The sequence below is a fragment of the Nonomuraea sp. NPDC004354 genome (assembly GCF_053602555.1).
The window spans coordinates 192,674-219,668 of the sequence record NZ_JBSGDV010000003.1 but is presented as its reverse complement, the minus strand read 5'-3'; the positions used below and the strand labels follow the sequence as shown (position 1 = coordinate 219,668).

The window sequence follows — 26,995 nt, the reverse complement described above, 5'->3', positions numbered from 1 at the left end:
TTGACCCCGCTACCTGCCGCCCAGGTCGTCATCCAGACCATCCTGCGGCGCACGAACCTCCTCATGGCGGGCAAGCGCGTATCGATCGTGGGCGACGTGCCAGGACTGGCCTCCCGCCTGCGCGCCATGGGCGCCCACCCCGGCGCCGCGCTCGCCGAGGCCGACCTCGTGATCGGCGACGACGTCGACCGGGCCGCACTGCGGCCCGGCGCGATCCTGGCGACCACCCGGCCGGGCGACGGCGAGCGGATGCGTGACGGGGTCCTGGCGCAGGGCCGCCTGTTCGTGGTGGACCTGACGTGTTAACCGACATCAGGCACCCCGAGCGGTGGTCCGAGGGGCTGGAGAAGATCGCGTGGGCACGCCGGTTCATGCCGGTCATGGCCGCGCTGCGCTCGGGGCTGTCCCTCCACGGCGTTCGGATCGGCCTGGTCCTGGTCCTGGAGCCCAAGACCGCCAACCTGGCCCTGACGCTGAGGGACGCCGGGGCCGACGTCATCGTCACCTGTCCCGGCAGGGAGACCATGGACGACGTGGCCGCCGCGCTCGTCCACGAGGGCGTCGCCGTGCTGGCCCGCTCCGACGCCCGCCGCGCCGAGGACGACGAGCTGGCCAGGAGGATGCTCGACCAGCGGCTCGACGTGCTGGTGGACGACGGCGCCCGGGTCATCACGCTGGCCCACGCCGAGAACCGGCTCGCCACGCTGAAGGGCGCGGCCGAGGAGACCACCAGCGGGCTGCGCGCCCTGCGGCGCACCCCCTTGCGCATCCCGGTCATCGCCGTCAACGACGCCCGCTCCAAGTACCTGTTCGACAACGTCCACGGCACGGGACAGTCGTGCGTGATGGCCGCCCTCGACCTGACCGGCCTCGACCTCGACGGAGCGACCGTCGCCGTCGCCGGCTACGGCCACGTCGGCCAGGGCGTCGCCCGCTACGCGGCCGCGCTCGGCGCCCGGGTGATCGTGAGCGAGGTCGACGCGCTCGCCGCGCTGCGCGCCTTCCACGACGGCTACGAGGTGCGCCGGCTCCTCGCCGCGTGCGCCGAGGCCGACCTGGTGTTCTCCGCGACCGGCGAGCCGTACACGATCAGGCGGCAGCACCTGGAGGCGCTCAGGGCCGGCGCGGTCGTGGCGGTCGCCGGCGGAGTGCGCGACGAGGTCGAGCCCGGCGTCGCGGGCGCCTACCGGCTGCTGGCCGACGGCGAATGCGTCAACTGCGCGGCCGCCGAGGGCAACCCGATCGAGATCATGGACCTGTCCCTGTCGCTGCAGGCCCTCGCCGTCGGCCACCTGCTCACCCACGACCTGACACCCGGACTGCACCCGCTGCCCGACGAGCTCGACGAGCGGGTGGCCAGGCTGAAGCTCGACGCGCTCGGACTGGAGCTCGACCAGTGATCATCGACATCCGCGACGCCGCCGTCCGCTACCGCGCGACCGGCCTGCAGGTGCTCAGCGACGTCTCGCTCCAGGTGGCCGCGGGCGACTTCGCCCTGGTCAGCGGCCCCTCGGGAGGCGGCAAGAGCACGCTGCTGCGCATGGTCAACGGCCTGGTCCCGCACTCCTACCGGGCCGAGGTGACCGGGCAGGTCAACGTCGGCGGCGCGCCCGTCGCCGACCAGACGATCCGGCAGCTGTCCACCGTCGTGGGCACGCTCCTGCAGGACCCCCACAAGCAGATCGTCGGCGCGACCGTCTTCTCCGAGCTCGCCTTCGGCCCCGAGAACCTCGGGCTGCCCCGAGCCGAGATCCGCGCCCGCATCGAGGAGGTCACCGCCAGGGTCGGCATCACCCACCTGCTCGGCCGCGCCACCCACGAGCTGAGCGGCGGCGAGCTGCAGATGGTGGCCTTCGCGGGCGTGCTGGTCATGCGGCCACGGGTGGTCGTGGTCGACGAGCCCCTGGCCAACCTCGACCCCGCCGCCAGCCGCCACCTGCTGACCGAGCTGCGCCGGTTCGTCGACGACGGCGGCGCGGCCGTGGTGGTCGAGCACCGGGTCGAGGAACTGCTGGAGTTCGGCCCCACCCAGGTGCTCTACCTGGAGGGCGGTCGGCCCCGCTACACCGGCGACGTGACCGGCTTCCTGCGCGAAGCCCCCGTCGCGCACGTCAAGCTCCCCTTCGAGGCGCTGGTCGCCAGGGCGGACGAGCTGCCCGAGGTGCCCGCCCTGCCACGCGCCGCGCCCCCCGGCGGCCCGGCCAGGCTGCACTACCAGCGGGTCACCCTCGGGTACGGCCCGCGGCCCGTCCTGCGCGAGGTCGACCTGGCGCTCGGGGCGGCCGAACGGATCGCGGTGCTGGGCCGCAACGGCGCGGGCAAGTCCACGCTGCTGCGCGCCGCCGTCCGGCTGATCGAGCCCTCCGCCGGCCGGGTGCTGGTCGACGGCGAACCGGTCGACCGGCGCTCGACGCTGAGCCTGGCCACCACCTTCGGCTACGTCTTCCAGAACCCCAGCCAGGCGCTGTTCTCCGCCACCGTCGCCGAGGAGCTCGCCTTCGGCCCCCGCAACCTGGGGTGGAGCGCCGACCAGATCGCCGAGACCGCCGAGGCGGCGCTGACCGCCATGCTGCTGCACCACGAGCCCGACATCATGCGACGCTCGCCGCACACCCTGTCCTACGGCCAGCAGCGCCGCCTCACCGTCGCCCTCGCCCTGGCCATGCGGCCCGAGACGCTCATCCTCGACGAGCCGACCGCCGGGCAGGACCTGCACACCACCACGACGTTCATGGAGCGCGTGCTCGGCGGCATGCGCAGCGTCTACTTCATCACCCACGACGTCGATCTGGCGATCACCTCGGCCGACCGGATCGTGATCGTCGACGGGGGGCGGATCGTCGCGGACGCGCCCCCCGCCGAGCTGGCCCACCGCGAGGAGCTGTGGGCCGAATCGGGCCTGCGCGCGACCAGCCTGGTCCGAGCCGTCCGCGACCGCCTCCCCGGAACGGGAACCATCCCGCACCCCTTCCAATTAGCGCGCCTGACCCCCCAGTGAGGAAGGACTCGACCCCCCATGAGTACAGAGGCAGTATCACCACGCCCACCCCTGTGGGAGATCAACTCCAGGGTCGTGGTGTTCGCGGCCGTCGGCGCAGCGCTCTACGCGGTGCTCGGCCTCATCAGCTTCACCATCCCCGGCACCCAGAACGTCGACATCAGACCCGCCTTCGCGCTCGTCCCGTTCTTCGGCATGCGGTTCGGCCCGGTCGCCGGTTTCTTCGTCGGCCTGGTCGGCAACATCGTCATCGACCAGATCAAGGGCTACGGCGCGTTCACCTACTGGAACTGGAGCCTGGCCAACGCCCTGACCGGTCTGCTGGCGGGCGTGCTGTTCGCCCTCGTCGCCTCCCGGCTCCGCAAGGAGGCCGTCCGCCTGGTCGCCGTCGGCGTCGTCACCTGGATCGCCATGCTCATCGCCTTCGCCACTACCTTCACCGACATGTGGCTGCAGGACATGAACTTCGCGACCTGGGCGAGCGTCGCCTTCGGCCCGCTGCTGCTGAGCAACACGCTGGTCGCGCTGATTCTCACACCCGCGCTCGACGCGGTCTGGGAACCGATCTCCAAGCGCATCGGCAGGTAGCCGATGGACGTCACGCCACGTTACCTGGGAGGCGACTCCTTCCTCGGACGCCGTGATCCGCGCGTGCTCCTGCTGGTCCCGGTGTTCTACCTCGTGGCAGTGGCGCGCCTCGACGACCTGCGGGTCATCCTGCTGTGCGGCCTGGTGGCCCTGGCCTACTACCTGAGCGCGGGCATCCCGTGGCGGGCGGTCAGGGCCAACTGGGCGTTCGTCCTCACGCTGATGACGATCACCGTGCTGGTCAACAGCGTGTTCACCGACGCCCTGCAGATCGAGACGACGACCGGGGCGCCGACGCTGTTCACGATGCCGATCACCGGCAACGCGGTCACCGCCGCCACGCTGTCGTACTCGGCGACGCTGCTGGTGCGCTTCGTGTCGCTGGCGATGATGGGCTTTCCGGTCGCCTTCTGCGTCGCGCCCGGAGATCTCGGGGTCACCTTCGCCAGGTTGAAGGTGTCGCAGCGGCTGGCCTTCGGCGTCGACCTCACCTTCCGCTTCCTGCCGTCCACGGCGGCCGGCATGCAGGAGATCATCGACGCCCAGCGCGTGCGCGGCTACGACCATCCGCGCACCAGCAACCCCGTCAAACGCCTCCGGTCCCTCAAACCCATCGTCATCCCGCTCACCGTCAACGCGCTCATCGACGCCGAGGACACCTCCAACGCCATGGACCTGCGCGGGTTCGGCGCCAAGCACCGCACCTGGATGCGCGAGCTGGCCTTCGACAGGACCGACTACCTGGTGCTGGGCTCCTTCGCCGCGCTCACCGTGGCGCTGCTCAGCTACAAGATCTTCGGGAGTGACGTCGTATGGGTGCCGTGACCACGTTCAGCGCCCCGCTCGTGCTGCCCATGGACGGCCCGCCGGTGCGCGACGGCAGGATCGCGGTGCGCGACGGCAGGATCGAGGCGATCGACACCGGCGGGGGCGCGGTCCACTACCCGGGGATCATCGTCGCCGGGCTGGTCAACGCGCACACCCACCTGCAGTACACCTGCATGGCCGAGGTCGGCCGCCGCGTCTACGCCTCCTTCGAGGAGTGGGCCGAGGTCTTCGACCGGGTCTACTTCGGCGGCGAGGACGGCAGCTGGAACCCCGCCCTCCGGCACGGCGTGTGGGACTGGGCGGCCGGGGCGACCGACGGGGCCTGGCAGTGCCTGCGCACCGGCACCACCGCCGTCGCCGACATCGTCACCGACCAGGAGGCGCTCGTCGACACCCCGCTCGGCGGCCTGCGCTACCTGGAGGCGCTCGGCGACAACGACACCTCCTGGCGCGACGGCGGCCGCGAGCGCTACCTCGACCTGCTCGCCAAGGCCGACGCCGTCTCGCCGCACGCCCCCTACTCCCTCGACACCGGCGTGCTGGCCGACCTGGCGGCGCTGGCGTGGCAGCGGGACCTGCGGATCCACATCCACCTGGCCGAGTCCGCCCACGAGCGCGAGTTCACCGTCCACGGCACGGGCGCGCTCGAGCGGTACATCACCAAGCTCGGACTCGACTTCGCCCTCCTGCGCGAGGGCGGCTCGGGGCTGGCGCCCGTCGCCTACGTCGACTCCACCGGACTGCTCGGCCCCACCTGCCACATCGCGCACGGCGTGGACCTCACCGCCGAGGACCGCGCGCTGCTGCGCGAACGCGAGACCTCCGTCGCGCTCTGCCCCCGCTCCAACCACGTGCTCGGCCTGCCGGGCCCCGACGTGGCAGCGCTGCTGCGCGAAGGCAACCCCATCGCCGTCGGCACCGACTCGCTGTCGTCCTCGCCCTCGCTCGACCTGCTCGCCGACGTCGCCGCCCTCCGCGAGCTCGCCGTACGGCAGGGCTACCGCGACGGCGACCTCGACCAGCGGCTGATCGAGGCGGCCACCGTCGGGGGCGCCCGCGCGATGGGCCTGGAGCACGATATCGGCAGCCTCACCCCGGGACACCGCGCCGACTTCGCGGTGTTCGACCTCGACCCTTCGACCGCGAACCCCTACCGGACCCTCGCCGAGCACGGCGCGGGCCGCTGCGTCGCGACCGTGGTAGGCGGCTCGCCCCTGACCGGAATGACCTGACCCATGGCCTCCCAAAGTCTGCGTTTCAAGCTGTACTCGCTGCTCAGCGTGCCGATCGTGGCCCTCGTCGGCCTGTGGACCTTCGTGGCGGGGCACGTGCTCGGCGACTTCTTCGAACTGTCGGCCGCGACGGCCGTCTTCGAGGAGATCGGCGACCCCGCCGCCACGCTCGTCACCTCGCTCCAGCAGGAACGCAGGGATTCGGCCGTCTACCTGAGCGCGGGACAGCCGGACGCGCTCAGGCTCGCCGACGCGCGGCGCCGTACCGACCAGGCGGTCGAGCAGTTCCGGGGGACGGCCACCGGCGAGCGCGCCTCGACCGTGACCACGCCGGAGGTGCGCGCCGCCATCGACGCCGTCGTGGAGCGCACCCAGGGCCTGGCCAGGCTCCGCGAGAAGGTCGACGGCAGGCAGTCGGACCGGCTCGACACCGTCCAGGCCTACGGCGCCATCACCGATACCGTCTTCCGCCTCTTCGACCAGCTCATCACCGTGCCCCGGGTGCAGCTCTACCAGCAGGCGATCGGCCTGCAGCGCATCGCCCACGCCCGCGACCTGATGTCGCGCGAGGACGCGATGATCTCCGGCGCGGTGATGTCGGGCACGCTCGAACACGACGAGTACGAGGCCATGGAGGTCTTCGCGCCGAACCGGCAGCTGCTCATGAACGAGGGCGTGGCCATGCTCGACACCGAGCTGCGCGGCCCCTTCGAGCGGCTGCTCGAGGGCGCCGACAGCAAGCGGCTGGCCGTACTCGAACACGAGATCGTCGAGGACGCCAGGCTGCCGCGCGACACGACCGCGTGGCAGCAGACCGTCACCCGCCTCGGCCCGGGGCTCGACCAGCTGCTCGAATCCCGCGTCCTGCTGCTCACCAACAGGTCCGACGACGCCGCGGGCGGCATCATCCTCAGGATCGGCATCGTCGGCGTGCTCGGCATCGCCGCCATCCTGGTCGCCGTCATCTGGTCGGTACGGCTGGGCCGCGGCCTGGTCGAGGAGCTCGACGGCCTGCGCGGCGCCGCCACCGACGTGGCCGAGGTACGGCTGCCGCAGCTCGTCGAACGGCTGCGCAGCGGGCAGACCGCCGAGGCCGACACCTCCTCGCCCATCTCCGTCTCGACCCCCACCCAGGAGGTGCGCGACCTGGCCAACGCCTTCGAAAGCGTCCGCCGCACCGCCGTCAGGGCCGCCGTCGGGCAGGCCGAGCTGCGCCAGGGCCTCAACCGCGTCTTTCGCAACCTGGCCAGGCGCAACCAGTCGCTCGTCCACCGCCAGCTCGGCCAGCTCGACGCCATGCAGCGCAAGACCGCCGAGCCCGACCAGCTCAGTGACCTGTTCCGGCTCGACCACCTCACCACCCGCATGCGCCGCCAGGCCGAGGGTCTGGTGATCCTGTCCGGCGCGCCCGCGGGACGCCAGTGGCGCCGCCCCGTCCAGATGCTCGACGTCGTGCGCGGTGCGGTGGCCGAGGTCGAGGACTACCTGCGCGTCACCATCCACCCCATCTCCGAGGGCACCCTCACCGGCAGCGCCGCGGCCGACGTCATCCACCTGCTGGCCGAGCTGGTCGAGAACGCGACCGTCTTCTCCCCGCCCAACACCCAGGTCAACGTGACGGGCGAGCTCGTGGCCCGCGGCTTCGCCGTCGAGATCGAGGACCGCGGCCTCGGCATGCCCGACGCCGAACGCGACGAGCTCAACCGGCGCCTGGCCGACCCGCCCGAGTTCGACCTGGCCGACAGCGACAGGCTCGGGCTGTTCGTCGTCGGACGGCTGGCCGTACGTCATGGCATCAAGGTCACCCTGCAGCGCTCCGCCTACGGCGGCACCACCGCCATCGTCCTCATTCCGCCGTCGTTGATGACCGATCCGTCCACGGGTGACCTTGCTCACACTCGCCCCGATTAACATGCCGTTCACATACGGGCAAAAACCGCGAAACGGCGCACTGCGAATCTCGGCGTGGCTGAGAAACACCCCGAAAGGACCGCCGTGAGCATCAAGGCTGAGTACATCTGGATCGACGGCACCGAGCCCACGGCTCTGCTCCGCTCGAAGACGAAGATCCTTGCCGACGGCGCCACCCCGCCGCTGTGGGGCTTCGACGGCTCCAGCACGAACCAGGCCGTGGGCCACTCCTCCGACCGTGTGCTCCGCCCCGTCTTCACCTGCCCCGACCCGATCCGCGGCGGTGACAACATCCTGGTCCTGTGCGAGGTCGAGGAGACCGACGGCGAATCGCACGCCAGCAACACCCGTGCGCGACTCCGCCCGATCGCCGAGCGTTTCGCCGAGCAGGAGTCGTGGTTCGGCATCGAGCAGGAGTACACCTTCTTCAAGGGCTCGCGCCCGCTCGGCTTCCCCGAGGGTGGCTTCCCCGCCCCGCAGGGCCCCTACTACTGTGGCGTCGGCGCTGACGTGATCTTCGGACGCGAGATCGTCGAGCTGCACCTCGACCGCTGCCTGGCCGCCGGCCTGCTCATCTCCGGCATCAACGCCGAGGTCATGCCCGGCCAGTGGGAGTTCCAGGTAGGCCCGGCCGGCCCGCTCGAGGTCTCCGACCACCTGTGGATCGCCCGCTGGCTGCTCTACCGCACCGCCGAGGAGTTCGGCGTGGAGGCCACGCTCGACGCCAAGCCCGCCCGCGGCGACTGGAACGGCGCCGGCGCCCACACCAACTTCTCCACCAAGGCGATGCGCGAAGGCTACGACGCCATCATCACCGCCTGCGAGGCGCTCGGCGAGGGCGACAAGCCGATGGAGCACGTCACCCAGTACGGCTCCGGCATCGAGTCCCGCCTGACCGGCCACCACGAGACCGCGCCGTGGAACAAGTACACCTACGGCGTCTCGCACCGCGGCGCCTCGGTGCGCATTCCGTGGCAGGTCGAGGTGGACAAGAAGGGCTACATCGAGGACCGTCGCCCGAACGCCAACGTCGACCCGTACGTGGTGACCCGCCTGCTGGTGGACACCTGCTGCACCGCCCTGGAGAAGGCCGGCCAGGTCTGACGGCAGACCGGCCGGGTCCGACGGCAGACCGGCCGGGTCTGACGGCCCGGCGGGTCCCCGGATTCCGGCTCGGACCGGCCGCGCGCATCGGTGCGCCGGTTCGTCGAGCATGAAGAAGCCCACCGCTGTTCCGGCAGCGGTGGGCTTTCCTCATGCCCAGCCCCAGCCCCAGCCCATCCCAGCCCCGGCCTCGGCCCGTCCCGGCCCCAGCCCCGGCCTAGCCTCAGCCCCAGCCCCGGCCCGTCCCAGCTACGGCCCATCCCAGCCCCGGCCTCGGCCCGTCCCGGCCTAGCCTCAGCCCCAGCCCCGGCCCGTCCCAGCTACGGCCCATCCCAGCCCCGGCCTCGGCCCGTCCCGGCCGGTTCGGCCCGGGCCCGCCCGGCTCGGCCCGGCCTGGCGGGGGCCGAGCATGGACCCGTGCGCGCCGCACCATGACGGCGTCCGGCGAGTCAGCCGGCGTCCGGAACGTAGCCCAGGTTGAGCACGCCGGTCGTGAACGTCTCCGACCTGGTGAGCTTCAGCCGGTGGGTCGGGGTGTCCTCGAACAGCCGCCGGCCATGGCCGACGGCGATCGGGTGGACCAGCAGGTTCAGCTCGTCGAGCAACCCGTTGGCCAGCAGCCACCGCACGGTCGTCGCCGAGCCGGACATCTGGATGTCGCCGTCCGTCCGCTCCTTGACCTCGCGCAGCGCGGCCACCACGTCACCGGAGACGACGGTGGTGTTGTTCCAGTCCGCCTTCTCCAGGGTGTTCGACACGACGTACTTGCGCACGTTGTTGAAGAACGCGGCGGCGTCCTGGTCGTTGTCCGTCGTCGTCCAGTACGCGGACCACTCTTCGTACAGCCTGCGGCCCATCAGGAACGCCGCCGCGCGCTGCATGCCCGCTTCGACCGCGGCGCCCATCTCGTCGTTCCAGTACGGGAAGTGCCACTGGTCCGGCGACTCGACCACGCCGTCCAGGGAAATGAAGAAGTTCGAAACGATCCTGCCCATATGCTCTGCTCCTCGGTCGTCGTGGGTGACGAGGAGGGCGCCACGGCAGGCACCGCCGCACATGTCGCGGCAGGCACCTACGCCGCATGTACGGCAGGCACGCTCGCCGCACGTGTCGCGGCTGCAGACGCCGGCCGCGCGATCCTCCTCTGACGGTGGCCCGCGACCGGCAGACTAGGCGGAAGCGGCGCTCACGTCTTGTACAGAAGCGACAGCGGCTCCGGCGCGTCCCGGTCGCGCAACTGCGTGGCGGTCCGCCCGACATAGCGGGCCAGCGACCGCGCCAGGTGCGGTTGGTCGAAGTACCCGAGCCGGTGGATCACATCATGGGCCGGCACGCCCTCCTGGATGAGGACCGCCGCCCGCCTGGCCCGATCGATCTGCCGGACGGCGCCGCGCGTGAGCCCGGTCGCCGCCACGAAGCGCCGCTGGACGGTGCGCTCGGACACCTCCGGCGACCCGTCACGAAGCACTGCGGCGACGATCGGGTCACGGTCCAGGACCCCCTCACGTGCCATCCGCCCGACGAACTCCTCGGCGTTGTCGTAGTCGGGAAGGCGCCAGGCGGAACCCTTCAGCCGGAACGACCTACGCGTCGCATCGGGGAGCTCCACCGAACCGTCGACGAGTCCGCCGACCGGAAGATGGGGCATCGACGTGCCGAGCGAGAAGATGATCCCGAAGAACGTGGCGTCCTCGGGAACGGGGGCCGTGCTCGCCTTCGACTCCGGGCCCTGAACCGCGACGTGGATCTGGCCGCGGTGGTCCCAGAAGACCAGATCCAAGCGCGCCGTCGCGACCGACGTCATGCGGCCGACGTCGTCGCTGCTGCTCCGCCACACCCGCTCGATGTACGGCGAGTCGGACGATCGGCTCTCGACCGCCAAGCCCATCCGCGTCACTCCCCCTCGCCCCTTGATGCTGTCGGCGCCGCGCAGGCAGTGTGGCACGAAACCCGCCAAGCCGTCGCCCGTCACGAGGTGGATCTGCTCGCCGTTCGTTCGGGCGCGCGTCGAGGTGGATCTGCTCGCCGTTCGTCCGGGCGCGCGTCGAGGTGGATCTGCTCCCCGTTCGTCCGGGTGCGCATCGAGGTGGAGGCCGACCCTGTGGAGTGCGGTCGGCTACGGCTCCGCGCGGGCGCGCAGCGCCTGGATGCACCAGCCGAACACCGGCGCCAGGCTTTCCGGCGCCGGCCAGCCGTTGACGACCGCGAGAAGCCGCGAGTATCGCTCCCGGCGAGGATCGTTCATGCTCTCCAGCCGCGCCAGCAGCAGCCGCCCGACCTCGGCCCCGTCCGGCCGGCCGAGGAGGCGCGCGTAGCGGGCCGTGAGCGATCCGACGATCGGCTCGGCGCCGGGGGAGGCCGGGTCGACGCCGCTCGCCACGGCCGGCGCGATGTGGTCCCGGACGACAGCGGCGAGATCGCGGCGCGGTCCCGGCCCGCCGGCGTTGGCGCGCTCGGCCGCATGTTCCTCGGCCATCCGGCGCATGCCGGCGCGGAAACCCGGGTCCTGGGACAGCTCGGCCAACTCCACCCACGCCTCCACCTGCTCGGCCTCGGGGTTGTCGGGCAGTTCGGGAGTCATCGAGCGCCGGACACCCGCCAACTCCGGCGCGGCGGCCTCCAGACCGCCGAAGACGGTGTCGAGGAAGTCGTCGATCAGGACGTGGCGTTCGTCCTCGGACAGCTTGGCCAGCTTGTGCATGAGATCCATCTCCTCCGGGGTGGAGCCGCGCCTGGCCACCGCCGTCAGCACCGCCCGCCGCAGCCGTAGCGTGCGGATCTGCACCGCCAGCGCCTCGGCGTGCATGGCGGCGACCTCGGGAAGCGAGACCTCCCGGTCGACGACCCTGCGGATCGTGGGCAGATCCAACCCCAGGTCGCGCAGCGTGCGCACGAGGTCCAGGCGGGCGACGGCGTCGATGCCGTACAGACGGTGACCGGCAGGGCTGCGGTCAGTGGGCGGCACGATTCCCCGGTCGGAGTAGAACCGGACGGTCTTGACCGTCAGCCCGGTGCGCCGGGCCAGGTCGCCGATCGAGTAGAGCGTGTCGTCGTGCATGCCCTCACCTTCGCGCCTCCCCCTGCTGGAGGTTCAAGTCCGCCGTCTCGTCCACCCATACTGGCGGCATGCCACGGGCGCCTATAGTGAGTCAGGTGACTGACTCGAAGGGTTCCCGGGTGCGGGCCGCGAGCGCCAAGCGGCAGCGGCTGATGGCGGCCGCCGCGCGGGTCGTGCATCAGCAGGGCGCCGAGCGGACCACCATCGCCGACATCGCCCGAGCCGCCGACGTCCCGGTCGGCAACGTGTACTACTACTTCAAGACCAAGGACGAACTCGTCGCGGCCGCGCTCGGCGAGCACGCCCGGCAGCTGGGGATCCTCATCGGACGGCTGGACGAGCTTCCCGATCCCATGGAACGGCTCAAGGGCCTGGTGGCGGCATGGGTCAGCCAGCGCGATCTCGCCGCCCGCTACGGCTGCCCGACCGGAACGCTGGCCGTCGAGCTGGACAAGCGCGCCGAGGGCGGCCTGGACGTCGAGGCCGGGCGGGTCATCCGGCTCCTCCTGGACTGGGTGGAACGCCAGTTCCGCGACCTGGGGCTGCCCGAACCCGACGGCCTCGCCCTGACGATGGTGGGCGCCTACCAGGGCATGTCCCTGCTGGCCAACGCCCTGCGCGACCCCGGCATCATGGAACGGCAGGGCGCCTCCCTCATCGGATGGCTCGACTCCCTCCCCGGAGAAATACACATCCTTCCAGGGAGCTGAACAAATCGACACTGCCGGAAAGCAAAGAGCCCAACGCCGGAAACAGCGATGGGCTCTGTGGAAGGTGGTTGGAGGTGATTAGCCGAAGAGCTCGTCAGTCGTGGTGACGGCGCCCGCGCGCAGGACCCATTGCGCGAGCTGTTCCAGGTCGTTACAGCTGAGGATGCGCTGACGGACCTCCTCGGAAACGGCTACGCCATGGTGCTCGAGGAGCATGAGCACACAATGCGCTTCCCCCCGCGCCATGCCTTCCTCGCGGCCCACTTCCCGGCCCTCTTCGCGGCCTTCTTCCCGGCCTTCCTCTCGGCCCTGTGCCCTGCCCTCCTCCATGCCTACTTCCTTGCCTCGGTAGAAGTGCTCCTTGGCGAACGGGCTGTAGACGGGCCAGGTGGTGGACGTCATGATCTCCTCCAGGAGGCGCTTGGTCGCCGGCGAGGCCAGACGATATGCGTATTCATAGTACTGCGGAGCGTGTTCGGGATCGACCTTCTCCAGTGCTGCGAGGAAGACTTCGACCACGTCCGGTCTGTCTCCGTGGACCATCACTGACATGGCTGCCAGCTCTGGTCGTTCGATCGCGCAGGACAGGTCGGTGACCGCCGGGATGGCCTCCGGCCCGAGAACGCGCGGCGTGAGGGTGAACCCGGGAAGGCCGGTGGCGATGGGCTTGGCCGCCCAGGCGGCCACCTTGGGGTCGGGGCAGACGGCCAGGACGGTGACCGGTCGGCGCAGCCGCAGCCACAGGGCGGCGGCGTAGCGCGGCCAGGTTTCCCGCTTGTCCTCGTTGATCGCCTGCTGGATCTCGATCACGATCCCGTGCTCAGGGTCGTGCTGCGGCCCTGCGATGATCACCGAGTCGGCCTGGAAGTCGACCGAGAGCCTGTCGTTGAAATCCGCGGGTGCGACGTGCGCCATGGCGCCGTCGAGGGATTCCATTCCGAAAAGGTCCGCCAGGATTTCCACCGCGAAAGCCGGACGGGACCGAAAAAGCAGATTGAGTGTGTCGTGTTCCGGAGAGGGCATGCACGGAACGTTATCGGATGCATGCGCAGAGTGTTGTTGCGTTATGCCGAAAAGCTATATGGCCAGCCGGGCCCGATAAATGCGGCGCGCCTCTTCTATCGCCTTCAGGTAATCGTCCATCTGCCATTGCTCGTCGAATCTGGCCGCCGTTCTCACGAGTTCTTCGAGCAGCTCGATCCACCGCAGGCAGAACATGACGTCGTCCTCCCTGGCCACCCGCCGATGTTCCACGTCGAGGTACACCGGACTCGTGTGCGCGTAGACGTGCGTGAAGAGCGAGCGGGGATGCGCGCCTCCTTCCGCCACGGCCACCACGTACGTCGGCCACTGCACGGCCAGCTCCGCGCTCACCTCCGAGCCCGACGTCGAGGCCAGCTCCCCGTCGGCGGTCAGCACGGTCAGCCGTTCCACCTCAGGGCCGATCACCCGGGCCGTCACCCGCACCGTCCGGCCCGGCGTGAGGTTCAGCGTCTCGCCCGGCCCCTGTCCGTCGACCAGCAGTTCCAGGAAGGGCCCCGTGGTGGCGAACGTGCGGCCCCGCCGTACGGCGTCGGCGTAGGAGTCCGCGGTCAGCGGCCCCTCGACCCGCGCGTAGGTGCGCTCCCAGCCGACGGGGCTGGCCACCATCTCCATGCGCTGCCTGGTGTAGGTCAGCATCGAGTCGGTGCCGGCGACGGCCGCCAGCCGGTTGCCCGCGCCGATCAGCCGCCGGTAGGCCCGCGCGGACCCCGTGGCGCAGGAGAAGTGGAGCAGCTCGAACCCGTCGACCAGGCCGAGCGCCGCGTCGACGACCGCCATCCTGGCCGTGCAGCCGGGCGTGCCGACCAGCTGCTCGGGGGTCTCGGTCGGCCCGCGGAAGGCGTGCGCGTAGCCGACGAGCGCGCCCAGCTCGCGCAGCTCTCTCAGCGCCTCCGTCGTCGGCGGCCAGTCGGGCGCGCCGGCGAACCCGGTGGCGTAGAGCGACGGCGGGGCCGCCGGCGCGAAGGCGTGCAGGTGGCCGAACAGGTCGTTGCGGTGCTCGACCCCCATCCTGGCCACGTGGGTGGCGTCCGACCACGGCAGGTCCTGGCCCGCCCAGTGCTCCAGCGCCTCCTTGTCCAGCACCCGCTCGCCGGAGACGTTCGCGGCCAGCAGGCTCAGCACGTGGAGGTCCTCGCCGTGCTGGGAGTCGGCCGCCCACTGCGGCGGCGCCACCAGGTCGCCGACGTAGTTGAGGTGGACGTGCAGGTCGCCGCCGTACCAGCCTCTGGCCGCGGCGTCGTAGATGCGCTTGGGGGTCAGCTCGACCAGCGTCTCGATGTGCTCGGGAGGGGTGAGCGAGGTCTCCGCCCAGCCGTACTCCATGCCCCGCGTCACCCTGACCGTCAGCGGCTCGGCCGGGACGAAGAGCATCAGATCGTCGCCGTGGAAGTACGGCACGCCGTTGAAGTCGCGCTTGGGCGGCACCCCTGGCGGGTACCAGCCCTGGCCGTCGGCGTTCCACACGCTCCACCGGCACGGGAAGCCGGCCCGCAGCCGCAGCGCCGCCCTGGGCGCGCTCCTGGTCAGGCCGGACAGGTCGAGGCCGCGGCCGTCGACGCGCACGTCGGCCGCCGTGTCGAGCTCGATCAGGCGCGCGCCCTTGGCGGGCACCTCGTACTCCTGGTCGCCGACCGTCACCCACGCCGCGTGGTCGCAGGCGCTGTCGATCAGTAGCGTGAGCGGCAGCGGCGTGCCGCCCACCACCGCCCGGGTACGGCCGCGCAGGTCGTGGCCGTCGGGTGTGAGGCGCAGCACGGCCAGCCCCTCCGGCGGGACGGGGCCGAGCGCGCCGCGCAGCACCTCGTCGTAGTCGAGCTCGCACTCCAGGCGCTGCAGCTCGGCGGGGCCGGCCCCGGGGGCCTGCTGCCTGGCCTGGCGCCGGGCCTCCCGCCAGAAGGGGCCGACGTCCACGAACCGCGACTGGCTCATGACCCTGACATAGGCGATGGGGGGTTCGCCCCATGTCATTCCGTGATCGGCGAGCAGCTGGCGGTACTCCTCCAGCATGCGGGCCACAGGCGCGGGCAGCATCGGATCGTCACGCATCGGTTTCTCCCCGTAATCGCAGGCGTCGTCATCGTGACACAGCCCGGCACCGACCTGCGGAGGAGCGGATGTGGTTTTTCCACACCCGGGTTGACGCAGCTTCGACCCAGATCAACTCAGATACGGAACTCCAGGTCCGGGGTGATCTCGGCGACGTCCATCTGGGCCTTCTGCAGCCGTCCCGAGTGGTCCCAGTTCATCGCCTGCCAGCGGGTGAACTGGTCGAGCACCCACATCCCGGACTGGCGGCTGCCGTTGCCGGACTTGCCGTTGCCGCCGAACGGCAGGTGCGCCTCGGCGCCGCTGGTGGAGTTGTTGACGCTGACCATGCCCGCCGAGATGCCCTCGCGGAAGCGGAAGGCGCTGCGCGGGTCGGTGGTGTAGATCGAGGAGGACAGGCCGTAACCGGGCAGGTTGGCCAGCTCGATCGCCTCGTCGAGGGTGCTGAAGGTGGTGACGCCGACGATCGGGCCGAAGGTCTCCTCCATGAACAGCCGGTCGCCCGGCCTGACCCCGTCGACGATCGTCGGGTGGTAGTAGATGCCGCCGTCGCCGGTGAAGGAGCCGCGCGGGTTGGCGGCGCTGATCCTGCCCTGCGGGGTGAGCACCGTGTGGTGCGGCTGCACCCAGGTCAGGAACTCCTCGAACCGGTCGGCGAACTTGCCGTCCAGCAGCGGCCCGGCGAGCACCTCGCCCTTCGGGTCGCCGATCTCGGCCGTCGCCAGCGCCCTGGCGAAGCGCTCGACGAACTCGTCGTGCACCGACTCGTGCACGATGGCGGTGCCGAGGCTGGTGCAGCGCTGGCCCGCCGTACCGAAGCCGGCGAACAGCGCGCCCTCGACGGCCAGGTCGAGGTCGGCGTCCGGCATGATCACCATGGGGTTCTTGCCGCCGAGCTCCAGGCAGGGCGACTGCAGGTGACGGCCGCACAGCTCGCCGATCTTCCTGCCGACCTCGGAGGAGCCGGTGAAGCCGACCTTCTGCACCGTGCCTTCGCCCAGAGCCGTCTCCAGCCCCTCGAAGGTCTCCCGGCCGTCGGCGAAGACCACGTTGAGCACGCCGTCGGGCAGGCCCGAGGCGGCGAACAGCTGGTACATCGCGTGCGCCGACGCCGCGGCGTACTCGGCGGGCTTCCACACCACGGCGTTGCCGCACAGCAGCGCGGGCACCAGGTACCAGCTCGGCACCGCCACCGGGAAGTTGCCGGCGGTGATCACCGCGGCCACGCCGACGGGGTTGCGGAAGGTGAACAGGTTCTTGTCCGGCATCTCCGACGGCACGGTCTGGCCGTACAGCCTGCGGCCCTCGCCGAGGAAGAAGTCGCAGGTGTCGACGATCTCGCGCACCTCGCCGAGAGACTCCGCGTACGGCTTGCCGATCTCCTCGGTCACCAGCCTGGCCAGCGCCTCGGCGTTCGCCTCGACCAGCCGGCCGATCGAGGCGATCACCCTGCCGCGGACCGGCGCCGGCGTGCGCGCCCACTCCCGCTGCGCCTCCTTGGCGGTACGGCAGGCCGCGGCGAAGGCGGCCGCGTCCGCGAGGCCCACGCGCGCGACGACCTGGGCGGTGTCGGCGGGGTTCGTCGAGTCGTAGGTGGTGGTGGCGGCGGCTTCCTTGCCGCCGACGACGGAGACGATCTGACGGGTCACCGGTGACCTCCTTGTGGTTCTTCCTGCCGCAAGCCAATCATTCCGCACGACTTGCGGGAAACACCGCCTTCAGGCGGTGAAATCCGCGAACTCGAATCCGGGGGAGACGACGCAGCTCACCAGCACCTCCTCGTCACCCGCGGGACGCGCGGCCTGCCACACCCCGGCGGGCACCCTGGCCTGCGGGACTTGTCCCTCCTCGACGGCCGGGCCGAGCAGGACCTGCTCGTCGCCGATGGTCAGGGCGAGCGGGCCGCCCCGGTGCCACAGCCAGATCTCGTCGGACCTGACCATGTGCGGCACCGACTCCTCGCCCGGCTGGAGGAGGAAGTAGATGCCGGTCGCGCTGGCCCGCGGCCCGTCGTAGCCCTCGGGTTCGAAGGTGACGGCGCTCTTCCAGGTCTGCCGGTACCAGCCGCCCTCGGGGTGGGGGAGCAGGTCGAGCGCCGCGGCGATCGGCGGGCGCTGGACGAAGGCGACGGCGTCGCCCCTGACGTCGCGGCGCAGGAAGCGCGTGCGGTCGAGGACGAGCTGGCCTTCCAGGCCGCTGGCCAGCGCCTCCGCCTCGTCGGCGACCTCGGTGACGGGGCCGTCCGGATAGATCATCAGCTCCATGGGGCGAGTCTAGGTCCGGTGCACGGTCAGGTGGTCCAGGCCGGCCAGCGGCGCGAGGTCGAGGGTGTCGGGCATGTCGCGCAGGTGGAGGGTCTCCAGCCCGGTCAGCCGCGCGAGCGGGCTGAGGTCCTTCACCTGGTCGCAGCGTTCGAGGTAGAGGAGCGTCAGCCGGTCCGTCCCGGCCAGTGGCCTCAGGTCGGCCACGGCGGTGCCGATGAGCCGCAGGACCGTGAGGTCGCTGGGTCCGTCCGGGAGCCAGTCCAGGTCGGTGACCCAGGGGCCGCCCAGTTCCAGCCACGACAGCGGCAGCCGCTCCAGCGCGTCGAGGCCGGCGGGTCCCGCGGTGCCCGTCAGGCCGAGCTGCTGCAGGCCGGGGAAGAGCGCGGCGATCTCGGCCACGCTGCCGGCGATGTCCGCGGCGCCCTCGATCAGCAGGGTGGTCAGCCCGGTGACCCCGGCCAGTGACCGCGGGTCGAACGCCTGGCCGCGGCAGTCGAGCGCCAGGGCCTCCAGCGCTCTGCTCAGCGACGACAGGCCGCCGTCCGGCACCTCGAGCCCGAGCTTGCGCAACCCGGCGAAACGGTCGAGGAATCCGAGGCCGTCGGCGCTCACCGTCCCCCACAGCGACAGCTCCCGCAGCGAGCCCAGCTCGGGGAAGGCGCCGAAGTCGACGGCCGGCAGGCCCTCGAAGAAGAGGAAGAGGGACTCCAGCAGCGGCAGCCGGCGCAACGGGTCGAGCTCGGCCGTGCCCAGCTCGTAGAGCTGCAGGCTCCGCAGCTCCCGCAGGCCGTCGAGGAAGCCCAGATCCGTGACCGGCGCCGTGATCAGCAGGCTGTCCTGCACGTCCAGATGTCTCAGGCCGGGCAACAGCCACGGATCGCCGATGACCCCCAGCCACAACCGGGGGGCCAGCGCCAGTACCCTGCGCGCGTACTCCTCGGGGTCGTAGAACCGCCAGCCTTCCTGGAGGGCCTCGTTGACGCAGTCGCGGCCGTCGGGCGCGTAGGCGGCCAGCAGGTCCAGCGACGCCGGGCCGTTGACCAGCCACGCCGTCCTGACCGCCATCGCGGCGGCCCGGTCCGGCACGCCCTCCAGGGGCCGGGGCAGGCGCCGGAGGATCTCCTCGCCCGCCGCGGCGAGCATCCGCGCCTCGTCCTCGTTCCGCGGCGGGATCACCGCGGCCAGGCACTCCTCGACCCTGTCACGCAGCTCCACCGGGATCTCCTGGATGGTCTCCAGGCACGAGGCGACCAGCAGCCGCAGCCGCCTGGCGTGCCGGGGCTCGCGCGCCGCCCGGTCGAGCAACCCGGCCAGCAGCTCGTGGCGCAGCCGGCCGGTCGCGTGCCCGGCCGCCATGATCACGACCTCGCGCCACTGGTCGAGGTGGGCGCGCTCGACCGCCGCCTCCACGTCCTCGTCGTCGGCGAGCTGGCCGGCCGCCAGGTACTCCTGGACCGTCTTGTGCGCGAAGTCGATCCGTCCCGGCACCGGCTCGCGCAGCACGCCGCTCCTGCGCAGCAGATGCTCGACCACCTCCTCGGCCCGGTACGGCATCCGCGTCATGGAGCCCAGCCGCTGCCCCACCCGCTTCAGCGCCGTGGCCTTCGACAGCTCCGAACGCCCCATCGACACCAGCCGCCAGGCCAGGTCCCGCAGGATCCACACCTTCTGCTCAGGGTCGAGCACGATGTCGTCGGTGATGCCGCGCTCGGCGTCACGGCGTTCGAGCAGCATCCCGAGCACCGCGTCGTACAGGCCCATCCGGCTGCGCGGCAGCTGCTTGCGCCGGTCCAGGTTGAGCGCGCACAGCATGCCGGCCAGCAGCGGGGTGGTGGCCAGCACGCGCAGGTGGGCGTTGCTCTCCAGACGGGCCAGCAGCGCGCCCTCGTACCCGTCGAGCTCGTCGGGCTCGCACGGCAGGCTCGGGCAGTCGCGCATCGCCAGATGCCACTGCCGGACCAGCTCCCGCAGGTCGCCGGGCGTCATCGGTTCGAGCTGGCAGGCGGCGAAGCCCTCGTCGGCCAGCCACCTGCCCTCCGCGGCGGCCGGCCTGGAGGTCACCACGACCCTGGTGCCCGGGTAGGCGGCCAGCATCCTCGACAGCCACTGCCGTACGGCGGGGCGGTGCCGTACCAGCAGCTCGTCGACCCCGTCGACCAGCAGCAGGCCCCGCCCCGACAGCAGCACCCGCTCGGCCCAGGCGCGCGGCGCGAGACCCGCGATCTCCTGGGCGACGTCGTCGAGGACGGCGTCCGGGCCGGGCAGGCGGCCGTCGGCGTGGCTGCGCAGCTTGACCATCAGCGGGACGCAGCCGTTCCACCCGGCCAGCTCGCCGGAGAAGGCGCCGCGCGCCGCCGTCACCGCCAGCCAGCGCAGCAGCGTGCTCTTGCCCGAACCCGCCTCCCCGCGCAGCAGCGTCAGCCGCGACCTGCCGAGCGCCGCCTCGATCCGGAGCGTCGCGGGGTCGGGCTCGTGCCGTCCGGTCAGCGAGGCGAGCGGCGGCGGGGCCGCGGCCTTCCCCGGCTCGGCCGTGGAGACGCTGAGGCTGATGTAGGCGACGCTGAGCGAGGTGCGCGGCCGGAAGCTCTCCACGCGCACCCCGAACAGCTCCACCTGGTCCAGCACCCGGCTGACGTGGTCGAGGTAGCGGCGCTCGAACGCGGCGTCGTCCTGGCGCCCCTCGGGCGCTTCGAGCGTGCGGACCGGCATGCGCGCCAGCAGCCGCTCCACCTGCTCGGCCAGGCCCGACAGCCGGGACAGGGTCTCGGCCGCGGCCCTGGGCAGGAACTGCGGCAGCTGCTGGATCATCCTGACCAGGCACTCCAGCGACTCGGCCAGCAGCACCTCGTACAGCCGGTCCTGCGCCTCGCCGAGCCTCGGCGGAGGCAGCGCGGCGCGCACCCGCTCCGCCAGCCGTACGGCGTCGCCGTCCGCGCCGAGCACGGCCGCGTCGGACAGGTCGGCCCGGCGCAACCCGTCCACGACCTCCATCAGCACCGCGGCGCGGTCGTGGTCCTCCAGGCCGCGGAACTCCTGCTCGACCAGAGCCCTCAGCCGGTCCTCGACCGCGAGGGCGATGCCCTCCACCTGGTTGTCGAACCGCCTGCGCAGGATCCGGTCCCTGAACGCGCTCTGCACGAGCTCCTTCAGCTCCGAGGCACGCTGCTCCCTGGCGCCACGGGCGGACAGCCACTCGCGCACCGCCCGCTCCGCGATGGCCTTTCCCGCGGCGATCACCGCCGACTCGACGCCTGACATGGCGATCATCATCGCATCCGTGGCGGAATTGTCGGAGGGGGTCGCTAGGGTGCGGCAGGTGAACGAACGGTCGAGCCACGCCGCCACCGGCGCGCGCCACACGCGGGTGGCGGCCGGGCTGTCGGAGCTGGAGCGGTGGCTGGCCGACCAGGTGCGCCACGGTCTGGCCGGCGCGGGCGAGCGTGAGTGGGCGGAGCTGGCCAGGCGGCTGGTCGACGCCCAGGCGCCGGGCGTGGCGGGCGCCGTGGGGAGGCTTGGCGGGATCAGGGCCGCGGCCGGCTGGCCGGAGCGGCTGCTGGAGGAGTACGCGCTGCTCCACCTGCTGGCCGTCGGCTATCGCAGGTCCGGCGAGCTGCCCGGCGACCTGGCCAGGACGGTCCGCACCAGGGTGGGCTTCCCGATCCCGCGCGAGGAGGTGCTGGCCGGGCCGGGCGTACGCGACCTGTGGCACGTGGTCGGCAGGCGCGACGAGACGCGCGACCGGCTGGTGGCGCGGCGGGTCTGGCTGAAGGGCCGGGCCACGGGGCGGGCGGCGCTGGTGCTGACGTTCGCGCCGGTGGGTCACGCGCTCGACGACTCCCTGGCCACCGGCGACGTGGTCGACGCCTGCCTGGCCTTCTACCCGGGCGCCGCCCCGCTGCGGGCGCTGGTGTCGGCCCGGCACGACGGCCCCCGCCCGCCGTCGCCCCCGCCCGGCACGACCGAGCGGGAGGCGCTCGAGCAGGTGGCGGCGGCGCTGGCCGGCGATCCGTGGACCGAGTCGTGGCCGCTGGTCCTGGCGGGCGTCGTCCCTTCGGCGGGCCGGCTCGGCGGGCTGCGCCTGCACCCCAGGCTGGAGACGCCGTGGCGGCTGATCGCCGTGTCGGGCGGCCGGCCGCTGACCGTGGCCGCCGAATGGACCCCGCGCGGCCTGGTGCCGCTGACCGCCTGGGACGAGCAGGGGCAGGCGGTGATCCTGTGAGCGAGGCGTGGGAGGAGCTGGTGTCGGCCGCGCTGGTCGGCACCGACCGCCGGCCGTACCCCGGCGACCTGCTGGCCGACGCCGCCGCCGAGCTGGTCCGGCGCAGGGCGGGCCGGCTGCCGGAACCTCCGGAGGGCCCCGCGTCCGTGCCCGCGCCCGAGGAGGACCAGGAACAGGTCGGCGCGGCGGCCGCCGCGCGCCTGGCCAGGATCCTGGCCGGCGAGCAGCCGCGCCTGCTGCCCGAGTGGCTGGCCGTGGCGGCGGCGACCGGGCGCAGGGTGCCGCCCCGGCTGCTGCCCGAACTCCTCGACAAGGGCGCGCGAGACCGGTCGATCAGGCCGTCGCTGGGGGTCCTGGCGGGACGGCGCGGCAGGTGGCTGGCCGGGCTCAACCCCGCGTGGTCCTACCTGCTGGCCGAGCCGACGGGCGAGAGCTGGGAGCTCGGCGGTCACGGCGACCGCATGGCCTACCTCGGGGAGCTGCGCGCACGCGATCCCGCGGCGGCCAGGCGGCTGCTGGAGGAGGCGTGGGAGAAGGAGACGCCCGACGACCGGGCTGAGTTCCTGACCGTGCTGGGCGAGGGGCTGTCGATGGCCGACGAGCCGTTCCTCGAGAGCGTGCTCGACGACCGGCGCAGGGAGGTGCGCCAGCAGGCCGCCGACCTGCTCACCAGGCTGCCCGGCTCCCGGCTCGCGGCCAGGATGGCCGAGCGCGCCGCCCGCTGCCTGGCCGTACGGGAGGGCAGGATCGTCGTAGAGCCGCCCGCCGCGTGCGACCCGGGCATGGAGCGCGACGGCGTCAGGGCCAGACCGCCCCGGGGCACCGGCGAGCGGGCCTGGTGGCTGCAGCAGGTCGTCTCCAGGGCGCCGCTGCGGATGTGGGACCCGGCGATGCTCAGGATGACCATCCCCGCGTGGGACCGGGAGGTGCGCTCCGGCTGGGTGCGGGCCACCGTGCTGCAACGGGACCCGGTGTGGGCCAGGGCGCTGTTCGCGTGGGATCCGCTGGCCGACCTGCTGGCCGTGCTGCCGCCCGGCGACCAGGACGAGGTGGCCGCCGACTTCGTGCGGCGGCACGGCGTCGACGGCCAGATGATCATGGTGTTGGGCGGCGCCTCGGCGCCCTGGGGGCGTGGGCTGACGCACGCCGTCCTCACCAAGATCAGAAAGGTGGCCGCCACCCAGCCGTGGAACCTCGACGAGCTGGCCAGGATGGCAGGCGAGCGGATCGACCCCGCCGACCGCTTCCTGGCCGACGGGTTGAGCGAGGTCTCCGGCCTGCTGGGATTCCGCGCCGCGATGATGAAGGAGCTCACGTGACGACCGTTCTGCGACCGCACGCCGAAGACCACTACGCCGAGGAGCTGGCGCTGCTGGCCAAGGAGGACGACAGGGCCAGGCCGCCCGGCTGGCGGCTGTCGCCGTGGGCGGTCACCACCTACCTGCTGGGCGACGGCGACCGCATCACGCCCAAGTACATCGGCCGGCGCCGCATCGTCGAGGTCGCCGTCGCCACCCTGGCCACCGACCGGGCGCTGCTGCTGCTCGGCGTGCCCGGCACCGCCAAGACGTGGCTATCCGAGCACCTGGCCGCCGCCATCAGCGGCGACTCCACGCTCCTCGTGCAGGGCACGGCCGGCACCGCCGAAGAGGCGATCCGCTACGGCTGGAACTACGCCAGGCTGCTGGCCGAGGGCCCCTCGCGCGACGCGCTCACCCCCTCACCGATCATGCGAGCGATGGCCGAGGGCAGGATCGCCAGGGTCGAGGAGCTCACCCGGATGCCGTCCGACGTCCAGGACGCGCTGATCACCGTGCTGTCGGAGAAGACGCTGCCCATTCCCGAGCTCAACCAGGAGATCCAGGCCAGGCGCGGCTTCAACCTCATCGCCACCGCCAACGACCGCGACCGGGGCGTCAACGAGCTGTCCAGCGCGCTGCGGCGGCGCTTCAACACCGTCGTCCTGCCCGTGCCCGCCAGCGCGGAGGAGGAGGTCGCCATCGTCACCCGCCGCGTCGCCGAGCTCGGCCGCTCGCTCGAACTCCCGGAGACCGCCGCCGACCTCACCGAGATCCGCCGGGTCGTGACCATCTTCCGCGAGCTGCGCGAAGGCGTCACCCACGACGGGCGCACCAAGCTCAAGTCGCCCAGCGGCACCCTGTCCACCGCCGAGGCCATCTCGGTGCTGACCAGCGGCATCGCGCTGGCCGCCCACTTCGGCGACGGCGTCGTGCGCGCCGCCGACGTGGCGGCGGGCATCGTCGGCGCGGTCGTGCGCGAGCCGGTGTCCGACCAGGTGGTGTGGCGCGAATACCTCGAGACCGTGGTCCGCGAACGCGACGACTGGCGAGACTTCTACCGCGCCTGCCGGGAGGTGCCGTGACCGTCTCCGCGACCGTCTCGGTGCTCGGGATCCGCCACCACGGCCCCGGCTCGGCGCGTGCCGTACGAGAGGAGCTGCGCAGGCTCGAGCCCGATGCGATCCTCATCGAGGGCCCGCCGGAGGCCGACGCCCTGGTCTCCCTGGCGCCCGAGATGGAGCCGCCCGTGGCGCTGCTCGCGCACGCGGGCGACAGGGCCGTCTTCTGGCCCTTCGCGGTGTTCTCCCCCGAATGGCAGGCCATCCTGTACGGCACGGCGGCCGGGATCCCGGTCCGCTTCATCGACCTGCCGGCCGCCCACACCCTGGCCGCGCCCGGCACCGACGCGCACACCGACCCGCTCGGCGAGCTGGCCGCCGCCGCCGGCTACGACGATCCCGAACGCTGGTGGGAGGACGCCGTCGAGCATCGCGGCGACACGCCCTTCCAAGCGATCGCCGAGGCCATGACCGCCGTCCGCGAGGGACACCGGCCCGGCGAGCGGGAGGCCCGCCGCGAGGCCCACATGCGCCGATCCCTGCGCGCGGCGATCAAGGAGGGCTTCGAGCGCGTCGCGGTCGTCTGCGGCGCCTGGCACGTCCCCGCCCTGACCGGCCGGCTGCCGTCCGCGACCGCCGACAACGCGCTGCTGCGCGGGCTGCCGAAGGTGAAGGCCGAACTGACCTGGGTCCCGTGGACGTACGGCAGGCTCGCCTCGTGGAGCGGCTACGGCGCGGGCATCACCTCGCCCGGCTGGTACCACCACCTGTTCACCGTCCCCGACCGGCCCGTCGAACGCTGGCTCACCGCCGCGGCGGACGTCCTGCGCGAAGAGGGCAGGACCGTCTCCTCCGCCCACGTCATCGAGGCGGTACGGCTGGCCGAAGGGCTCGCCGCGCTGCGCGGCCGGCCGCTCGCCGGGCTCGGCGAGGTGACGGACGCGGTGCGGGCCGTGCTGTGCGACGGCGACGAACTCCTGGTCGAGCTGGTCCAGCGACGCATGGTGGTCAGCGACCGCCTCGGGACGGTGAGCGAGCGCACCCCGATGGTGCCGCTCCAGCGCGACCTGCGCGAACAGCGCAGGAAGGTGCGGCTCAATGCCGAGCCGGGGGAGCGGGAGCTCGACCTCGACCTGCGCAGGCCGCTCGACCTCGCGCGCAGCCACCTGCTGCACCGGCTGCGGCTGCTCGGCGTGGAGTGGGGCCGGCCGGCCGAGACACGGGGGAAGGGGACGTTCAGAGAGGTGTGGCGGCTGGCCTGGCGCCCGGAGTTCGACCTGACGCTCATCGAGGCGGCCGCGCTCGGCACCAGCGTGGAGTCGGCCGCCACCCGCCACGCCCGCGACCTCGCCGCCGAGGCGGGCGACGGGGGACGGGACGGTGCGGGGCTGGATGGTTCCGCAACCGTGACCATCCCGCCGCACGCGGCCGGTCCGGCGTCTCCGGGAGGCGTCTCTCCGGGTGGATCGGCGTCTCCGGGTGGACGGGTCTCTCCGGCAGGGCCGGCGTCTCCGGGAGGACGGGTCTCTCCGGCAGGGCCGGCGTCTCCGGGAGGACGGGTCTCTCCGGGCGGGAGGGCGGGGCTCACCAGGCAGGCGGATCCGGCCGGGTTGGCCGGACTGACGCTGCTGGTGGAGCGGTGCCTGCTGGCGGACCTGTGGGAGGCGCTGCCCGACGTGCTGGCGGCGCTGTCGGCGAAGGCGGCGCTGGACGCCGACCTCACCCACCTCATGGCCGCCCTGCCCGCGATGGCCCGCGCCCACCGGTACGGCGACGTGCGCGGAACCTCGGCGGCTGGGCTGGCGGCGGTGGCCGAGTCGATGCTGGACCGGATCTGCGCGGGACTGCCGGCGGCGGTGACGGGACTGAGCGACGAGTCGGCGGCGGCCCTGGTCACCCACATCGACGCCGTCCACACCGCCGCCACCCTCCTCACCCCCGCCCCCTCCCCGGCCTCCGCCCCCTCCCCGACCTCTTTCGCCCCGGCCTCCGGCCCTTCCATGACCCCGCCGCCCTCCGCGACCCCCGGATTCTCCACGGTCCCCGGGTTCTCCAAGGCCCCCGACCCCTCCAGGCCCCCCGACCCAACCCTCGCCCCCTCCACGACCCCCGCCCGCCCGACCGCTGCCGCACCTGCTCCCGAGACAGCCGTGCCTGCAGGACCCGCCGATGAGCAACCCCGCGGCACCCGACCTGCCCCCCATCGGGCGCTCGACGACAGGCTCACCCCTCCCGAACCCACGGCTGCCCTGCCCGGCGGAGCTCCACCTGCCCCCCGCGGGGCGTTCGACGACAGACCCACCCCTGTCGAGCCCGCAGCTGCCCTGCCCGGCCGAGAACAGCCGGTTTCAGATCGGCCGGCGTCGGCGTCGCCTTCATCCGGTTCACCGGTGCCCGAGCGATCCGCACGCGAGCATCTCGGGTCTGACAGGCCCTCACCTGACCGGCTCTCATCCGACCGATCCGCAGGCGAGCATTTCCGGTCTGACCGGCTCTCATCTGACCGGCCCTCACCCGATCGATCCGCAGGCGAGCATTTCGGGTCTGACAGGCCCTCACCTGACCGGCTCTCATCCGACCGATCCGCAGGCGAGCATTTCCGGTCTGACCGGCTCTCATCTGACCGGCCCTCAC

Annotated in this window: 22 protein-coding genes; 14 read left to right on the top strand and 8 right to left on the bottom strand. The window is 72.4% G+C overall.

From position 1 onward, the window contains the following. The 8 genes from ACWENQ_RS11690 (at position 1) to glnII (ending at position 8,661) form a co-directional block, all read left to right on the top strand. Positions 1-306 carry a hypothetical protein gene (locus ACWENQ_RS11690; protein WP_449927158.1) on the top strand — a complete coding sequence of 102 codons (306 nt, stop codon included), beginning with the start codon at positions 1-3 and terminating at the stop codon, positions 304-306. Beyond that, a complete protein-coding gene (locus ACWENQ_RS11685; RefSeq protein ID WP_452413996.1) occupies positions 300-1,400 on the top strand; it encodes an adenosylhomocysteinase in 1,101 nt (366 codons plus the stop codon). The genes ACWENQ_RS11690 and ACWENQ_RS11685 overlap by 7 nt, the downstream gene beginning before the upstream one ends. Further along, positions 1,397-2,998 carry an ABC transporter ATP-binding protein gene (locus ACWENQ_RS11680; protein WP_449927164.1) on the top strand — a complete coding sequence of 534 codons (1,602 nt, stop codon included), beginning with the start codon at positions 1,397-1,399 and terminating at the stop codon, positions 2,996-2,998. The genes ACWENQ_RS11685 and ACWENQ_RS11680 overlap by 4 nt, the downstream gene beginning before the upstream one ends. An 18-nt stretch (positions 2,999-3,016) precedes the next feature. Beyond that, complete coding sequence (locus ACWENQ_RS11675; protein WP_449927167.1) at positions 3,017-3,586, top strand: ECF transporter S component; 570 nt, start codon at positions 3,017-3,019, stop codon at positions 3,584-3,586. A gap of 3 nt (positions 3,587-3,589) precedes the next feature. Then, positions 3,590-4,411 (top strand): energy-coupling factor transporter transmembrane component T family protein, encoded by an 822-nt coding sequence (locus tag ACWENQ_RS11670; RefSeq protein WP_449927170.1) that lies wholly within the window; start codon positions 3,590-3,592, stop codon positions 4,409-4,411. Next, positions 4,408-5,646, top strand: coding sequence for an amidohydrolase family protein (locus tag ACWENQ_RS11665; protein WP_449927173.1), 1,239 nt, complete (start codon positions 4,408-4,410; stop codon positions 5,644-5,646). The genes ACWENQ_RS11670 and ACWENQ_RS11665 overlap by 4 nt, the downstream gene beginning before the upstream one ends. A 3-nt stretch (positions 5,647-5,649) precedes the next feature. Then, a complete protein-coding gene (locus tag ACWENQ_RS11660; protein ID WP_452413994.1) occupies positions 5,650-7,557 on the top strand; it encodes a sensor histidine kinase in 1,908 nt (635 codons plus the stop codon). An 84-nt stretch (positions 7,558-7,641) separates the two neighbouring features. Continuing rightward, positions 7,642-8,661: a glutamine synthetase gene (gene glnII / locus ACWENQ_RS11655; protein WP_449927179.1), complete on the top strand. Its 1,020-nt coding sequence runs from the start codon at positions 7,642-7,644 to the stop codon at positions 8,659-8,661. Positions 8,662-9,110: 449 nt separating this feature from the next. On the opposite strand, the gene ACWENQ_RS11650 is transcribed toward glnII, so the two are convergent. After that, positions 9,111-9,656 carry a dihydrofolate reductase family protein gene (locus ACWENQ_RS11650; protein WP_452413992.1) on the bottom strand — a complete coding sequence of 182 codons (546 nt, stop codon included), beginning with the start codon at positions 9,654-9,656 and terminating at the stop codon, positions 9,111-9,113. Here ACWENQ_RS11650 and ACWENQ_RS11645 point away from each other — a divergent pair, their 5' ends adjacent. After that, on the top strand, positions 9,657-9,809 hold the full coding sequence (locus ACWENQ_RS11645) for a hypothetical protein (RefSeq protein WP_449927185.1): 153 nt from the start codon (positions 9,657-9,659) through the stop codon (positions 9,807-9,809). It begins immediately after the preceding gene. Between the two features lie 38 nt (positions 9,810-9,847). On the opposite strand, the gene ACWENQ_RS11640 is transcribed toward ACWENQ_RS11645, so the two are convergent. Further along, entirely contained in the window at positions 9,848-10,549 is a 702-nt protein-coding gene (locus ACWENQ_RS11640; protein ID WP_449927188.1) for a helix-turn-helix domain-containing protein, read from the bottom strand. Between the two features lie 228 nt (positions 10,550-10,777). After that, positions 10,778-11,719: a MerR family transcriptional regulator gene (locus ACWENQ_RS11635; protein ID WP_449927191.1), complete on the bottom strand. Its 942-nt coding sequence runs from the start codon at positions 11,717-11,719 to the stop codon at positions 10,778-10,780. A 95-nt stretch (positions 11,720-11,814) separates the two neighbouring features. Between ACWENQ_RS11635 and ACWENQ_RS11630 the strand changes: the two genes are divergently transcribed. Further along, entirely contained in the window at positions 11,815-12,429 is a 615-nt protein-coding gene (locus ACWENQ_RS11630) for a TetR/AcrR family transcriptional regulator (protein ID WP_449927193.1), read from the top strand. Positions 12,430-12,507: 78 nt separating this feature from the next. On the opposite strand, the gene ACWENQ_RS11625 is transcribed toward ACWENQ_RS11630, so the two are convergent. From ACWENQ_RS11625 to ACWENQ_RS11605, 5 genes are all read right to left on the bottom strand, one after another. Beyond that, entirely contained in the window at positions 12,508-13,452 is a 945-nt protein-coding gene (locus ACWENQ_RS11625) for a hypothetical protein (protein WP_452413990.1), read from the bottom strand. Between the two features lie 54 nt (positions 13,453-13,506). Next, positions 13,507-15,519 carry a CehA/McbA family metallohydrolase gene (locus tag ACWENQ_RS11620; RefSeq protein ID WP_449927199.1) on the bottom strand — a complete coding sequence of 671 codons (2,013 nt, stop codon included), beginning with the start codon at positions 15,517-15,519 and terminating at the stop codon, positions 13,507-13,509. 116 nt (positions 15,520-15,635) lie between these two features. Beyond that, positions 15,636-17,168 carry an aldehyde dehydrogenase family protein gene (locus tag ACWENQ_RS11615; protein ID WP_449927202.1) on the bottom strand — a complete coding sequence of 511 codons (1,533 nt, stop codon included), beginning with the start codon at positions 17,166-17,168 and terminating at the stop codon, positions 15,636-15,638. A gap of 69 nt (positions 17,169-17,237) precedes the next feature. Further along, on the bottom strand, positions 17,238-17,783 hold the full coding sequence (locus tag ACWENQ_RS11610; RefSeq protein ID WP_449927205.1) for a cupin domain-containing protein: 546 nt from the start codon (positions 17,781-17,783) through the stop codon (positions 17,238-17,240). Between the two features lie 9 nt (positions 17,784-17,792). Further along, positions 17,793-21,041 (bottom strand): NACHT domain-containing protein, encoded by a 3,249-nt coding sequence (locus tag ACWENQ_RS11605; protein ID WP_452413988.1) that lies wholly within the window; start codon positions 21,039-21,041, stop codon positions 17,793-17,795. 58 nt (positions 21,042-21,099) lie between these two features. On the opposite strand from ACWENQ_RS11605, the gene ACWENQ_RS11600 reads away from it, so the two are divergent. The 4 genes from ACWENQ_RS11600 to ACWENQ_RS11585 form a co-directional block, all read left to right on the top strand. After that, positions 21,100-22,002: a hypothetical protein gene (locus ACWENQ_RS11600; RefSeq protein ID WP_452413986.1), complete on the top strand. Its 903-nt coding sequence runs from the start codon at positions 21,100-21,102 to the stop codon at positions 22,000-22,002. Continuing rightward, entirely contained in the window at positions 21,999-23,321 is a 1,323-nt protein-coding gene (locus tag ACWENQ_RS11595; RefSeq protein WP_452413985.1) for a DUF5691 domain-containing protein, read from the top strand. Before ACWENQ_RS11600 ends, ACWENQ_RS11595 begins: the two co-directional genes overlap by 4 nt. Further along, positions 23,318-24,385, top strand: coding sequence for an AAA family ATPase (locus ACWENQ_RS11590; RefSeq protein ID WP_354907393.1), 1,068 nt, complete (start codon positions 23,318-23,320; stop codon positions 24,383-24,385). The genes ACWENQ_RS11595 and ACWENQ_RS11590 overlap by 4 nt, the downstream gene beginning before the upstream one ends. Beyond that, positions 24,382-26,995: DUF5682 family protein (locus ACWENQ_RS11585; protein ID WP_452413983.1), on the top strand; the 2,614-nt coding region annotated here is incomplete at its 3' end. The genes ACWENQ_RS11590 and ACWENQ_RS11585, both read left to right, overlap by 4 nt.

Coding starts and splice junctions, on each gene's coding strand:
- ACWENQ_RS11675 (WP_449927167.1), top strand. CDS start 3,017: ATGAGTACAGAGGCAGTATCACCACGCCCACCCCTGTGGGAGATCAAC.
- ACWENQ_RS11670 (WP_449927170.1), top strand. CDS start 3,590: ATGGACGTCACGCCACGTTACCTGGGAGGCGACTCCTTCCTCGGACGC.
- ACWENQ_RS11660 (WP_452413994.1), top strand. CDS start 5,650: ATGGCCTCCCAAAGTCTGCGTTTCAAGCTGTACTCGCTGCTCAGCGTG.
- ACWENQ_RS11650 (WP_452413992.1), bottom strand. CDS start 9,656: ATGGGCAGGATCGTTTCGAACTTCTTCATTTCCCTGGACGGCGTGGTC.
- ACWENQ_RS11645 (WP_449927185.1), top strand. CDS start 9,657: ATGCTCTGCTCCTCGGTCGTCGTGGGTGACGAGGAGGGCGCCACGGCA.
- ACWENQ_RS11640 (WP_449927188.1), bottom strand. CDS start 10,549: ATGGGCTTGGCGGTCGAGAGCCGATCGTCCGACTCGCCGTACATCGAG.
- ACWENQ_RS11635 (WP_449927191.1), bottom strand. CDS start 11,719: ATGCACGACGACACGCTCTACTCGATCGGCGACCTGGCCCGGCGCACC.
- ACWENQ_RS11625 (WP_452413990.1), bottom strand. CDS start 13,452: ATGCCCTCTCCGGAACACGACACACTCAATCTGCTTTTTCGGTCCCGT.
- ACWENQ_RS11620 (WP_449927199.1), bottom strand. CDS start 15,519: ATGCGTGACGATCCGATGCTGCCCGCGCCTGTGGCCCGCATGCTGGAG.
- ACWENQ_RS11610 (WP_449927205.1), bottom strand. CDS start 17,783: ATGGAGCTGATGATCTATCCGGACGGCCCCGTCACCGAGGTCGCCGAC.
- ACWENQ_RS11605 (WP_452413988.1), bottom strand. CDS start 21,041: ATGTCAGGCGTCGAGTCGGCGGTGATCGCCGCGGGAAAGGCCATCGCG.